A 13891-nucleotide genomic window follows, 5' to 3' on the forward strand; every position below is an offset into this window, starting at 1 on the left:
CCGCCCGCCGACCGCCCCACCGACCGCCCCACCGACCGCCCCGCAGGCCGGCTCAGCCGGGCTCCTTCGGCCGCCAGACGAGGAAGCGGACCACGACCGCCGCCGCGACCATCAGCGCCACGTTGAAGACGTAGACCAGCCACACCTCGGTGGCCCACACCGTCCGGTCGGCGGTCCGGTACAGGTTGTCCTGCGGCCACCAGGCGGCCAGCAGCCAGACCACCGACAGGTGGGCGGCGAACGTCAGACCGCGCGGCCGCCCCAGCCGCCCGAGCACCCCGGAGCCGGTGAACAGCCAGGCCGCGCCCAGCCCGAAGGACGCCCACTCGAAGAGGTACAGGAAGCGGAAGAACACGTCGTACGGGCCCGGAACCGCCGACACGTCCGTCGAGCCCGGCCACAGCGACCCGGTGAACAGCCAGGCGGCCACCGCGAACGGCACCGCCGCCGCCAGCAGCGCGCACCCCGGCTGCGACTCGGAGGCGAGCGGGCCCCCGCCGCCGGCCGCCTTCCCCCGGTAGCCCTTCCCGGAGCCCGCCCGGCGCGGCGCGGCGTGGTCCGAGGGCGCGGGCAGCGGCAGCGCGCCCCGGTCGAGCTTGCCGGCCCGGGTGCGCGGCAGGTCGGGCAGCGGGACGACGGCGGCCGGCGCCTCGCCGTCCGGCAGGTCGGCGGCGAGGCGGGCGGTGAGCGACCAGCCGTCGGTGTCCGGTGCGCCCGGGTCGGTCACCGCGTACCCGACCAGCTCCCGTCGCCCGGGCGCCACCTCCACCTCGGCGACGGCCGCCTCCCGTACTCCGGGCAGCACGCGCAGCCGCGCCTCGGCCCGGACGGCGGCCTGCACCCGTGCGGTCACGGAGCGGGCGGAAGCCGGCCCTTCGCCGCTCCCCAGCACGCTCGCCGCCCGGCCGACGAAACGCAGCGTGCCGTCCGCGGCGAGCCGGCCGAGGTCCCCGGTGAGCAGCACCCGCCCGTCCGGGTCGAAGTCCGCCCGCGCGAAGCGTCGCGCGGTCTCCTCGGGCCGGCCGAGGTAGCCGCGGCCGAGGCCCGGTCCGGCGAGCGCGATCTCACCGGTCGTGCCGCCCGCGACCGGGGTGCCGTCGGGACCGAGCACGTACACCCGGGCGCCCGCGAACGGGACGCCCACCACCGACTCCGAATCGCTGCCCGGCGGCTCGTCGTGGCCCAGGAGCTCGAAGTACGTGCTGTCCACGGCGGCTTCGGCCAGCCCGTAGACGTTCACCACCCGGGTGCCCGGGCCGAGCAGCCGTCGCAGCGCCAGGTGCTCGTCCGGCCACCACTTCTCGGCGCCGACGGTGAGCAGCCGCAGACCGGGCAGGCCCTCCGTGCCGCCCGTCGCGGCGAGGTGGGCGGTGAGGCGCCGCGCGGTGCGCACGTTCAGTTCCAGCAGGGTGATCCGCTCGGCGGCCACCAGCGCGGGCAGGTCGGCGATGTCGGCGCTGCGGTCCAGCGTCAGGTTGCGCGGGGCGACCACCAGCGTGGCGCCCGAGCACAGCGCGCGCACCCAGTCGGCGGTGAAGACGTCGAACTCCAGGCTCGCGGTGCTCAGGACCCGGTCGGCGGGGGAGAGGCCGTAGGCCTCGCGCCACCCGTGGTGGACGGCCAGCAGGTTGCGGTGCTCGACCACCGCGCAGCGCGGCGCGCCGGTGGTGCCCGAGGTGGTGAACACCACCGCCGCGTCCTCGGGCCCGATCGGCACCGGGGGCGGCCCGGCGGGCAGCGCCGCGAGCCCGGTGGCGGCCGAGTCCACGCAGACCAGTGCCGGAGCGCCCGCGTCGGTCAGCCGGATCCGGTGGATCTCCTCGGTGACGACCACGGCCGGGGAGGCCTCGTCCAGCACGTGCCGCAGCAGCGGGTCCGGCGCGCCCGGCTCCAGCGGCACGTACGCGGCGCCGGTCTTCAGTACGGCGAGCAGGGCGACGTACACCTCGGTGCCCCGGCCGATCGCCACCGCGGCCCGCCCGCCGGGGCCGAGCCCGAGGCCGGCCAGGTGGCGGGCCAGCCGGTCGGCCCGCGCGTCCAGCTCACCGTAGGTCAGCTCCCGGCCGGCCCACCGGACGGCCGTCCGCCCGGGGGCGCGCCGCGCCTGCTCCTCGAAGCGTCCGGCGAGCGTCCCGGCGCGTCCCGCCCCGGCCCCGACCGGTTCATCCGTCCCTGTCATGCCCGCCCCCTCCGGCCCGTCCCGCACCGCTTCCACGCTTCCCCGCACCGTCCCGGTTCCCCGATCCTGCCGCCAACTCCCGGGCGGGGACAGGGGCGTGCGGGAGCGGATCCGGTGTGCGGGCGTCCGCGCGGTCAGGCCCGCAGGAGGATGTCGGGCATCGCCCTGGGGCTCGCCACCACCACGGGAGTGGCCAGCACCCGCAGGGTCTCGCGCAGGGTGCGCTGGAGCCGGTCCATGGTCCGGTGGGCCTGCGGGGTGTCGATGTAGATCGAGTTGACGTGCAGACCGGCGGTGTCCCGCTGGAACCACGAGGTGCTGCCGTTCACGCGCGACGCCCACACATGAGCCGTCGGCCGCCACAGCGGGTGGTGCTCGGCTCCCGGGCACTTCCTCATGTCGATGTAGGAGACGAAGTTCACCGGGAACGGCCAGCAGCGGCCCGTGAAGTGCTCCGGCGCGAGGAGTTCCCAGGCCCGGATGAAGGGCACGTCGATGCTCTCCATCATCGCCGTGAACCCGTCCCGGACGCCCGTGACGACCTGGGCGAAGTCGAGGTCCCGGGCGACGGAGAACTCGATGGGCAGGGTGTTCACGAACCACCCGAGGGAGTCCCGCCAGGTGCCCCAGCCGCGTTCGCTGAGCGGCATCAGCGCCCGGTAGAGGTCCGGGCCGCCCTCGTCCCGCAGGGCCATGGCCACCGCCGCGAGCAGCCCCATGAACGGCTTGCCTCCCACAGCCCGGCACCGGGACTCCAGCGCCTCGGCCTGCCGGTCGTCCAGCAGGGTCGCGGTCTCGTTGACCGGCCTGTACAGCCGGCCGGGCTCGCCCCCGAGGTCCAGCGGGAACCGCGGGAAGACACCGCCGTTCCGGCCGATGAACGCCCTCCAGTACGCGAACCGGTCGTCGTCGACGCCGATGGACGCGTAGGACCGGCGCTGCTCGCGGGCGAACTCCATGTAGCTTCCCGGCGGCGGGAGGACGGGCTCCTCGCCACGGCAGTGGGCGGCGTACGCGACGTGGACGTCGCGGACCACGTTCGGCATCGACATGCCGTCCGACACGATGTGGTCGAAGGCGAGGTACACCGTCGTGGAGCCGTCGTCCCGCAGGACGGCCCCCATGATGTACGGCGGCCAGGCCATCGTGTCGATGCCCTTCTGGAAGCTGTCCCCCAGGAACGCGAGGATCTCCCGGGAGGTGTCGAATTCACCCAGGTCGACGGCTTCGAGTTCGATGCCGTCGGGCCGGTGCACGGCGTAGGACAGGTTCCCCGGAACCCGCTGGAACTCACAGCGCAGGACGTCGTGCCGCCGCACCAGGAAGAGCAGCGCCGACTCCAGCGCCGCGCGGTCCAGCGTTCCCGGGATCTCGAAGGTGACGGCGAGCCAGGAGGCCAGGGGCTCACCGGTGTTGCGGGATTCGTCGATCAGCGAATGGTGCTTGTCCTGATTGAATGACGCACTTCGCCGGTTCCGCTTCCCGTGCTGGTCGGCGCAGGCCGGGTCCGACGGGCTGATGCGCCACTGGACAACGCGCCCCGGCGCGATATCGGCCGTTTCCAAAGGGACTTGGCGCATGGTGGTTCTCCTCCGGGACGAAGGGGCGGTCTTCTCGGATCGGTCGGGCGGTGAAGCGGGCGGAACGGGTTTGTCCGGCAGCTTCCCCTGCGGCCGTGTGCCCCGGACTTGAACGCCCGGCAGGCGCGGCGAAGAAGGTCCTTCCGCCGTTCTGCCAACGGGGGGGATCGCTTTGTGTGCCCGATGCACTGCAGAGCGTAGCGCCGGGTGTTCGACACATTGTTGACCGGCTCGCCGCGTTCCCCGGCGTGCGGCCCCGGCCGGCGCGACCGCACGGGATCCGTCGCGATCCGGTGCGGTGTCCAGCGCGCGGACGCCCCGGCCGCCGGCCGGCCGGCGGTTGTACTCTGCACGCGGACGGTCCGCGCCGGCCCTCCGGTGCGGTGCCGTGCCCGTGACCCTGTCCCGGAGTTCCAGGAGGCCGCCCGCATGAGCACGCCCGACCCGCGCACCCCGTCCGAGCAGGACGCGGCGCCGCGGTCCGCCGCCGAGCCGCTGCTGCGCACCCGGGCCGTCGACGTCGTCCGCGACGGGCGCCACCTGCTGCGCGGGATCGACCTCGTCATCCGCCCCGGCGAGCACTGGGCGCTGCTCGGCCCCAACGGCGCCGGCAAGTCGACCCTGCTCGCCCTGCTCGGCGCCGTCTCCCACCCCACCCGCGGCGCGGTGGACGTGCTCGGCCGCCGGCTCGGCCGGGTCGACGTCCGCGAGCTGCGCGCCCACCTCGGCCACGTCAACCCGCGCCACCCGCTGCGCTCGCCGCTGACCGTGCGCGAGGTGGTGCTCACCGGCACCACCGGCACCATCGAGCCGGACCTGAACCGCAAGCCCTCCCCGGAGGAGCTGGACCGGGCCGACCTGCTGATCGACACCCTCGGCATGGCGGCGGCCGCGGAGTCCCCGTGGACCACGCTCTCGCAGGGGGAGCGGGGCCGGGCGCTGATCGCCCGCGCGCTGATGCCCAGCCCGCGGCTGCTGCTGCTCGACGAGCCCGCCACCGGGCTCGACCTGACCGCCCGCGAGCTGCTGCTGGACAGCCTGGACCTGCTGCGCCACCAGCACCCGGAGCTGGCGAGCGTGCTGGTCACCCATCACCTGGAGGAACTGCCGGAGTCCACCACCCACGCGCTGCTGCTGCGCGGCGGGGAGAGCGTCGCGGCCGGGCCGGTGGACGCGGTGATGACCACCGGGCTGGTGAGCGCGACCTTCGGCCACCCGATCCGGATCACCCGGCACGAGGGCCGCTGGACCGCCCGGGCCGCGGCCCGCCGCACTCCGGAGGCCTGAGGGCGAACGGGCGGCGGACCGGCCGTGAGCCGGCCGCGGATCGGCGGTCGAGGGGGGCGCGCACCGCCAGGTGCGCGCCCCTTTACCACTTCTTTGCTCTCTTCGCCACGCCCTGGCGCGCCCCCGATGGCCGGAAATCGTCGGTGAACGGACCGCCGGGCGGCCCTCGGCCCGCTCTCACCTGCACCGTTTCGTGACCGACCCCGGTGTAGACGGCAAAATCCGATATCCCTAAGGTATGCCTTAGCTAAGTGGGCGGGGCGCCGACGGCGCCATTGCTCCCGCCCGAGTTCAGCCCTGCCCTGAAACGCCCTGCCCCGACCGCTGGAGTCCGCATGTCCGCCCGTCGTTCCACCGCAGCCACGCTGCTCACCCTCGCCGTGGCGACCGCCGCACTGGCCGGCTGCTCGAAGAAGGACGACAAGGCCGCTGCCGACGCCGTCAAGGTGAACGCCACCGACACCGCCTGCGAGGTCTCGAAGACCAGCTTCCCGGCCGGTCACGTCGTGCTCGACATCTCCAACAAGGGCTCGAAGGTCACCGAGGTCTACGTCTACGACGGCGACAAGATCGTCACCGAGCGCGAGAACATCGGCCCGGGTACCAAGGCGACCATCAACGCCGAGATCAAGGCCGGCTCCTACGAGATCGCCTGCAAGCCGGGCATGGTCGGCGACGGCATCCGCCAGAAGATCACCGTCACCGGTGACGGCGGCTCGGCGGCGGCCCCGGCCGACCCGCGGCTGACCGCGGCCGTCACCGCCTACCGCGCGTACGCCCAGGAGCAGGCCGACGCCACCATCCCGGCCGTCGAGGCCTTCGCCGCCGCGGTCAAGTCCGGCGACCTGGACAAGGCCAAGGCCCTCTACGCCCCCTCGCGCACCGGCTGGGAGCGCACCGAGCCGGTCGCCGAGAGCTTCGGCGACATCGACCCGAAGACCGACACCCGCGAGGACGGCCTGGAGCAGGGCCAGGAGTGGACCGGCTGGCACAAGCTGGAGAAGTCGCTCTGGGCCGACGCCGCCATCGGTGACGCCGAGAAGAAGCTCGCCGACCAGCTGGTCGCCGACCTGAAGGACTGGCAGAAGAAGATCCCCGAGGCGGAGATCACCCCGACCAGCATGGCCAACGGCGCCAAGGAACTGCTGGACGAGGTCGCCACCGGCAAGGTCACCGGCGAGGAGGAGCGCTACAGCCACACCGACCTGGCCGACTTCGTCGCCAACGTCGAGGGCGCCAAGAAGGCCTACGAGCTGCTGAAGCCGGTCGCCGGCGAGAAGGACCCCGAGCTGGCCAAGACGCTGGACTCCGAGTTCGCCGCCATCGAGACCCTGCTCGCCAAGTACAAGCAGGCCGACGGCACCTACACCTCCTACGACAAGGTCACCGAGACCGAGCGCAAGACCTTCTCCGACGCGGTCAACTCGCTGGCCGAGCCGCTGTCGAAGCTGGCCGCCGCGGTGGTCGTCAAGTAACGCCCGCCGCCCGGTGCGCGCCCGCCCGCGGCGCGCACCGGGCACCGTACCGCGCACCACCCCGTACTCCGCCGTGGCGGCCCCCGTGGCCGCCACGGCATCCGCGAGTCCAGCACAGAGAAGGGTCCACCCGCCCATGGACGCCGAGAACCAGCAGCAGAACGGGACGGACGCCGGCCACGGCACCGCCGCGGACGCCGACACCGCCCCCGCGGGCCGCGCCGCGGTCAGCCGCCGCGCCGTGATCGGCTGGGCCGGCGCCGGTGTCGCCCTCGGCGCGGCCGGCGTCGGCTCGGTCGCCGCCGCCACCCGCCAGGACGACGACACCCCGGCGGCCCCGGCCGCGGCCACCGCCGACATCCCCTTCTACGGCGACCACCAGTCCGGCATCGCGACCCCCGTCCAGGACCGGCTGCACTTCGCCGCCTTCGACGTCTCCGCGACCGCCACCCGGGACTCGCTGGTGCGGATGCTCAAGGAGTGGACCAAGGCCGCCGCCGCGATGACCGGCGGCCGCGAGGTCGGCAGCGGCGCGGCCAGCGGCCTGCCGGAGGCGCCGCCGGACGACACCGGCGAGGCCCTGGGCCTGCCGGCCTCCCGGCTGACCCTCACCATCGGCTTCGGCCCGAGCCTGTTCGAGAAGGACGGCGTGGACCGCTTCGGCCTGGCCGGCAAGCGCCCCGAGGCCCTGATCGACCTGCCGAAGTTCAAGGGCGACAACCTCGACCCGCAGCGCAGCGGCGGCGACCTGTGCGTCCAGGCCTGTGCCGACGACCCGCAGGTCGCCGTGCACGCGATCCGCAACCTGGCCCGGATCGGCATGGGCACCGTCAACATCCGCTGGTCGCAGCTGGGCTTCGGCAAGACCTCCTCCACCACCCCGGAGGCCCAGACCCCGCGCAACATGATGGGCTTCAAGGACGGCACCCACAACATCGCCGGCACCGACACCGCCAGGCTGGCCGAGCACGTCTGGGTCGCCCCCGGCGAGGGCCCGGAGTGGATGACCGGCGGCTCCTACCTGGTCGCCCGCCGGATCCGGATGCACATCGAGACCTGGGACCGCGCCCCGCTCAAGGAGCAGGAGGACGTCTTCGGCCGTACCAAGGGCGAGGGCGCGCCGTACGGGCGGACCAAGGAGCACGACGCGCCGGACCTCAAGGCGATGCCGGTGGACGCGCACGTGCGCCTGTCCCACCCGGACTCCAACGACGGCCGGATGATCCTGCGCCGCGGCTTCTCCTTCACCGACGGCACCGACGGTCTCGGCCGCCTCGACGCGGGCCTGTTCTTCCTGGCCTACCAGCGGGACAGCCGCAAGGCGTTCGTCCCGCTCCAGCAGCGGCTCGCGGCCTCCGACGCGCTGAACGAGTACATCCAGCACGTCGGCTCGGCCCACTTCGCCTGCCCCGCGGGCGTCCGCAAGCCCGGCGAGTGGTGGGGCCAGGCCCTCTTCGGCTGAGGCCGACCCCCCACCCGTCTCGCCCGTTCCACCTCTTCACCCCCCAGGGAGCCAGCGTGTTCGCCAACTACCTGATCGGCCTGCGCGAAGGACTCGAAGCCAGCCTGGTCGTCTGCATCCTCGTCGCCTACCTGGTCAAGACCGGGCGCAAGGACCGCCTTCCCCCCGTCTGGGCCGGCGTCGGCGTGGCCGTCGGCCTCAGCCTGGCCTTCGGCGCCGTGCTGCAGTTCGGCTCCACCCAGCTCAGCTTCGAGGCCCAGGAGGCGCTCGGCGGCACGCTGTCGGTCATCGCCGTCGGTCTGGTCACCTGGATGGTGTTCTGGATGCGCCGCACGGCCCGCCACCTGAAGTCCGAGCTGCACGGCAAGCTGGACGCCGCCCTCGCCATGGGCACGGGCGCCCTGGTGCTCACCGCCTTCCTGGCGGTGGGCCGCGAGGGCCTGGAGACCGCGCTGTTCATCTGGACCGCCGTGCAGGCCACCTCGGACGGCTACAACCCGATCATCGGCGCGGCGCTCGGCCTGCTGACCTCGGTGGTGCTGGGCTGGCTGTTCTACCGGGGCGCGCTGAAGATCAACCTGGCGAAGTTCTTCACCTGGACCGGTGCCATGCTGGTCGTGGTCGCCGCCGGCGTGCTCGCCTACGGCGTGCACGACCTCCAGGAGGCCGGCTGGCTCGGCGGTCTGCACAACCTCGCCTTCGACATCTCCTCGACCATCCCCAAGGACAGCTGGTACGGCACCCTGCTCAAGGGCGTGTTCAACTTCCAGCCGGACCCGACGGTCCTCCAGCTGGTGGTCTGGCTCGCCTACCTGGTGCCCACCCTGGCGTTCTTCTTCGGGATCCTCGGCGGCGGCCCGGCCAAGCCGGTCGCGCCGAAGGCCGGCGAGGCCAAGTCGGCCGCCTGAGCGAACAGTTCACGCCTTCGCGGCACCCCCGATCGCCCCGCCCGGCCACCCGCCGGGCGGGGCGACCGGCGTTTCCCGGCGCCCCGGCGGCTGACGCGGGGTCAAAGTTCACCTCGCGGCTCTACCCGCGTAAACCCCTTGGGTCCCATGCTGGTTGGCATGCCCGGGCCGGTTCCCGCCCGGGGGCTTTCCCCTGCCCTCCTCGACCCAGGAGTCCCCCATGTCCGCGAAGTCCGCCATACCCGCGCCCCGCCGCACCCTGGCCGCCGCGCTCGGCGCGCTGCTGCTCGCCCTCACCGCCCTGCTGACCGGCGCCGGCACCGCGCGGGCCGCCCTGCCGACCCCGGTCTCGGCCGCCACCGCCCGCGGCTACCTCGCCTCGATCGCGGTGACCGCGGAGTCCCACACCACGACCTACGACCGCGCGCTCTTCCCGCACTGGATCACCGTCTCCGGCACCTGCAACACCCGTGAGACGGTCCTCAAGCGGGACGGCGGCAACGTCGTCACCGACGCCAACTGCGCCGCCGTCAGCGGCAGCTGGTTCTCGGTCTACGACAACGCGACCACCACCACCGCGTCGGGCTTCGACATCGACCACCTGGTGCCTCTCGCCGAGGCCTGGCGCTCCGGCGCCTGGGCCTGGACCACCGCCCAGCGCCAGGCCTTCGCCAACGACCTGACCCGCCCGCAGCTGATCGCCGTCTCCGCGAGCTCCAACCGTTCCAAGGGTGACCAGGACCCGGCCGACTGGCTGCCGCAGGCCTCCTACCGCTGCACCTACGCCCGCGCCTGGGTCCAGGTGAAGTACTACTACGGCCTCTCCGTCGACAGTGCCGAGAAGAGCGCCCTCTCCTCGGTCCTCAACGGCTGCTGAGGAAACGTTCGCTCACCGTGACGCACCGGCACCCCACGGTCACCACCGGGGTGCCGGTGCCCCGTTGCGGCGCGAATGGGCCTACGGTGGAGGGAGAGAACGTCTCGACTTGGGAGTGTGGTCGAGATGAGCGGCCCGGCGGACGAACGGTCCGAGCGGTTACCGGCGGAGCAGCGGAGACAGAGATCCGCGTGGCGCGAGCGCGTCCTCGCCCGCGTCGGCTATCTCTCGGCGCAGCTCGACCGGCAGGAGTGCGAAACCGGTGGGGACGAATGCCGGCGGCTGGAGCTGATCGGGGGCGCCCGCCGGTGTCTGGAGAGGGCCACCTCGGCGGCGACCGAGAAGCACGGCTGGCGCAAGCTCTGGTCCGGGGCCACCGCGCTCGAAGGCAGCTGGTCGAACGTCCGCGCCGCCGACGTCCTGCTCCTGGAACTCGTCCCGGCCGGGTCGCTGCCGGCCCGCGCCGTCGACATCCTGGCCATGTCGCGGCTGCACCTGGGCAAGAAGGACCCGCGCACCCTCGCCCTGGCGGCGCGGGTCGGATCCAAGGACAAGCCCGTCGGCGAGGCGGACCGGAGCCTGCTGGTGCACACCCTCGACGCGGCGTACGCGGCGCTCGACGCCGAGTACGCGCGGGTGCGCAGCCTGCGCAACATCCTCTGGGCGGCCAGCGCCTGCGTCCTGCTCGGCGTGGTCTCGCTGGCCGTCTTCGGCGCGGTCTGCCCGAAGTCGCTGAGCCTCTGCTTCAGCCCGGTGCCCTCCACCACGCCAGGCCCGTCGACCGTCCGGATGGTGGTCTGCCCCTCCGGGGAGTACCCGTGGGTCCCGACCAAGCCGATACCCGGTGACTACGCCTCGCGCCTGGACATCGTCACCGTCGAGGTGGCCGGCCTGGCCGGCGCCGCGCTCACCGTGATCGGCTCGCTGCGCCGCATCCAGGGCACCAGCGCGCCGTTCATGCTGCCGCTGGCGGCCGCCGCCCTCAAGTTCCCCACCGGCGCTCTCTCCGCGCTGATCGGCCTGCTGCTGATCCGCGGGGCGTTCGTCCCCGGTCTGAGCGACCTCGACAGCCGGGCCCAGGTGCTCGCCTGGGGCGTGGCCTTCGGCGCCGCGCAGCACCTGGTGACCCGGCTGGTCGACGAACGGGCCCAGTCCACCCTGAAGGAGGTCGGGCGACCACCCGGCGGCGACGCCTCGCCGGAGGACACCACCGGCGGCACGGCGCCCCACGCCAACCCCTGAGCCACAGTGCCCGACAGCACGGCGCCCGCCGGGAGTGATCCCGGCGGGCGCCGCGTGTCTCGGGGCGGTGCGTGCGGTGGCTACGAGCTCTTGATCGCGCCCAGGATGTCCATCCGGGCCGCGCGGCGGGCCGGCCAGAGGGCGGCGAGCAGGCCGATCACGGCGGCGGCGGCCAGGAAGAAGGCGATCTTCCCGGGCGGGACCACCAGGGTGATGTTCTTGAACGAGTCCGCCAGGGTGCGGGTGCCGGCCCAGGCGGTGACGATGCCGAGCAGGACGCCGACCACGCCGCCGAACAGCGCGATCATCAGCGACTCCAGCCGGACCATCCGGCCGATGCCGCGGCGGTCCAGGCCGATCGCCCGCAGCATGCCGATCTCCCGGCGGCGCTCGAACACCGACATCGCCATGGTGTTGATGACGCCCAGGACCGCGACCACCACGGACATGCCCAGCAGGCCGTACATGATGTTCAGCAGGGCGGTCACCATCTGGCTGTTCTCCGCCTTGATGTCCTTCTCGCCCTTGACGCTGATCAGCGGGTTGCCGCCGGTGGCGTCGCGCAGCGCCTGCTTGAGTTCGGGGGTCGCGCCGTCGGCGCCCTTGACCAGGACCTTCTTCAGGCCGGAGCCGGCGGCGGCGTGCGAGCCGACCACCTGCTCGGGGGCGATGACCCCGGCGACCTCGGTGTTCTGCTCGACCAGGCCGCCGACGGTCAGGGTGCCGCGGCTGCCGTCGGGGTAGGTGATGTCGAGCGTCGAGCCGACCGCCAGGCCGTTGCGCTCGGCGTAGCCGGTGGTGGCGAGCAGCTTGCCCTGCTTGAGGGAGTCGGCGGCGCCGGCGGTGACCCTGAGGTCGATCAGCTGGTCGAAGGTGGTGGCGTCCACGGCGGTCAGCCGGGTGGTGTCGCCGTCGGCGACGGCCTTCACCGGCACCTCGCGCACCGCGCTGACCATGGTGACCCCGGCCGTCCTGGCGATCTGGCCGGAGACCTCGGGGGAGAGCATGGAGAAGTTCTCCATGGCGACGGCGTAGTCGGCCTTCAGGTCGACCTCGGTGGCCTCGTCGACGGCCTTGTTCACCGAGGCGCCGACCACGGTCAGCGCGGTGATCAGGGTGACGCCGATGGTGAGCGCGGAGGCGGTGGCGGCGGTGCGGCGCGGGTTGCGCACGGCGTTCTCGCGCGCCAGCTTGCCGGGCGTGCCGAACAGCTTGCGCAGCACCGGGGCGAACAGCGCGATCACCGGGCGGGACAGCAGCGGGGTGAGCACGAAGACGCCGATCATCAGCGCGCCCGCGCCGAGGGCCACCAGGTTGACCTCCTTGGCGGCCGCGCCGGCGAGCAGACCGGCGACGCCGGCCGCGGCGAACAACAGTCCGATGACGTTCCGCACCAGCAGGGACTTCTGGGTGGCCGGCTGCTCGGCCGAGCTCATCGCGGCGACCGGGGCGATGCGCGAGGCGCGCAGCGAGGGCAGCCAGGCGGCGAGCACGGTGACCACGGTGCCGACGAGGATCGAGGCGATCACCGTGGACGGGGCGATCACCAGCGGGCCGGTGGGCATGCCGGTGTCCAGCGAGCCGATCACGGACTGCAGCCCGGCGGCGATGCCGATGCCGGCCACCAGGCCGCCGAGCGAGGCGGTCAGGCCGACCAGCACGGCCTCGGCCAGCACGGAGAGGGTGATCTGCTTGCGGCTGGCGCCGACGGCGCGCAGCAGCGCCAGTTCCTTGGTGCGCTGGGCGACCAGCATGGTGAAGGTGTTGGCGATGATGAAGATGCCGACGAAGAGCGCGATGGCGGCGAACATCAGCAGGGCGGTGGACATGCCCTTGGTGCCGGCCTCGATCATCCGGTCCTGCTCGTCGGCGAGTTCGCGGCCGGTGCGGGCCTCCAGGTCGTCGGAGGCGGGCAGGGTCTGCTGGACGGCGGCGAGCAGCGCGGTGTCGTCGGCGCCGGGCTTGCCCTTGACGTCGATCTCGGCGAACCGGTCCGGGGCGAGGTAGAGCTGCTGGGCGGTGGCGGTGTCGAAGGCGGCGAGCGAGCCGCCGGAGAGCACCCGCGGGTCGTTGGTGGTCACGGTGCCGGTGAGCTTCAGCTCCATGACCGGCCCGTTGATGGCGACGCGCACGGTGTCGCCGACCTTGTAGCCGCCCTTCTCGGCGGTCTTGGCGTCCAGGGCCACCTCGCCGGAGGTCCGCGGGCCGCGGCCGTCGACCAGCGGGTAGCGCGGGTCGGTGCCGTCGGCGCCCGGGACGTAGTTGGTGCCGGTGGTGGAGAAGCCGTTGCCGATCAGCGCGCCCTTGCGGTCGGCGATGCCGGCGAAGCCGCTGACCACGCCGCGGGCCTCGGCGGCGCCGGGCAGCGCGGCGATCGCCTTGCGGGTGTCCTCGGTGAGGGAGGGACCGCCGGAGGTCCGGCCGCCGTCGTCGTACCCCTTGGTGACGGCGGCGCCGTCGCTGACGGTGACGGCGATGTCGGTGTAGCTCTTGGCGCTCTGGGAGCGCATGGCGTTGCCGAATGTGTCGGTGAAGACGAGGGTGCCGGCCACGAAGGCGGTGCCGAGCAGGACGGCGAGCGCCGTCATCAGCAGTCGGGCCTTGTGGGCCAGCACATTGCGCAGTGCGGTGCGGTACATGGGGTGGTGTCAGTCCTGGGGGTCGTGGGGACGGCGGCCGGTTCGCGACCGGGTCGGGCGGCGGACGCGGGGCGTCAGCTGGTGCGGCCCTTGGCGTCGAAGCGGCGCATGCGGTCCAGGACGGTGTCGGCGGTCGGGTGGTGCAGTTCGTCGACGATGCGGCCGTCGGCGAGGAAGACGACGCGGTCGGCGTAGGCGGCGGCGACCGGGTCGTGGGTGACCATGACGACGGTCTGGCCGAG

Annotated in this window: 9 protein-coding genes and 1 pseudogene; 6 read left to right on the top strand and 4 right to left on the bottom strand. The window is 73.4% G+C overall.

Translation table 11 applies throughout. The features are described 5' to 3' along the window. Positions 1-52 precede the first annotated feature (52 nt). Together ABT238_RS32715 and ABT238_RS32720 are read right to left on the bottom strand one after the other, a co-directional pair. Positions 53-2179 carry an AMP-binding protein gene (locus ABT238_RS32715; protein WP_350572075.1) on the bottom strand — a complete coding sequence of 709 codons (2127 nt, stop codon included), beginning with the start codon at positions 2177-2179 and terminating at the stop codon, positions 53-55. Positions 2180-2313: 134 nt separating this feature from the next. Then, positions 2314-3759: a condensation domain-containing protein gene (locus tag ABT238_RS32720; protein WP_350802304.1), complete on the bottom strand. Its 1446-nt coding sequence runs from the start codon at positions 3757-3759 to the stop codon at positions 2314-2316. Between the two features lie 429 nt (positions 3760-4188). On the opposite strand from ABT238_RS32720, the gene ABT238_RS32725 reads away from it, so the two are divergent. The 6 genes from ABT238_RS32725 to ABT238_RS32750 all read left to right on the top strand — a co-directional run bounded on the left by ABT238_RS32725 (position 4189) and on the right by ABT238_RS32750 (position 11010). Continuing rightward, a complete protein-coding gene (locus ABT238_RS32725; protein WP_350802307.1) occupies positions 4189-5046 on the top strand; it encodes an ABC transporter ATP-binding protein in 858 nt (285 codons plus the stop codon). Between the two features lie 335 nt (positions 5047-5381). Continuing rightward, entirely contained in the window at positions 5382-6521 is a 1140-nt protein-coding gene (gene efeO, locus ABT238_RS32730) for an iron uptake system protein EfeO (protein ID WP_350572072.1), read from the top strand. A 136-nt stretch (positions 6522-6657) separates the two neighbouring features. After that, positions 6658-7983 (top strand): iron uptake transporter deferrochelatase/peroxidase subunit, encoded by a 1326-nt coding sequence (gene efeB, locus ABT238_RS32735; RefSeq protein ID WP_350572071.1) that lies wholly within the window; start codon positions 6658-6660, stop codon positions 7981-7983. Between the two features lie 56 nt (positions 7984-8039). Beyond that, a complete protein-coding gene (gene efeU / locus ABT238_RS32740; RefSeq protein ID WP_350572070.1) occupies positions 8040-8891 on the top strand; it encodes an iron uptake transporter permease EfeU in 852 nt (283 codons plus the stop codon). A gap of 220 nt (positions 8892-9111) precedes the next feature. Continuing rightward, positions 9112-9768, top strand: coding sequence for an HNH endonuclease family protein (locus tag ABT238_RS32745; RefSeq protein WP_350802311.1), 657 nt, complete (start codon positions 9112-9114; stop codon positions 9766-9768). Positions 9769-9885: 117 nt separating this feature from the next. Further along, the gene (locus ABT238_RS32750; protein WP_502891486.1) at positions 9886-11010 is read left to right on the top strand and encodes a hypothetical protein; all 1125 of its coding nucleotides are present in this window, start codon (positions 9886-9888) and stop codon (positions 11008-11010) included. 80 nt (positions 11011-11090) lie between these two features. Here the strand turns inward: ABT238_RS32750 and ABT238_RS32755 are convergent, their stop codons facing one another. Together ABT238_RS32755 and ABT238_RS32760 are read right to left on the bottom strand one after the other, a co-directional pair. Beyond that, positions 11091-13649, bottom strand: a complete 2559-nt coding sequence (locus tag ABT238_RS32755) for an ABC transporter permease (protein WP_350572504.1) — start codon at positions 13647-13649, stop codon at positions 11091-11093. Positions 13650-13723: 74 nt separating this feature from the next. Further along, positions 13724-13891: pseudogene (locus ABT238_RS32760) on the bottom strand (ABC transporter ATP-binding protein); the annotation flags it as partial.

The organism is Kitasatospora sp. NPDC001527, assembly GCF_040298605.1.
Classification (GTDB): Bacteria; Actinomycetota; Actinomycetes; order Streptomycetales; family Streptomycetaceae; genus Kitasatospora.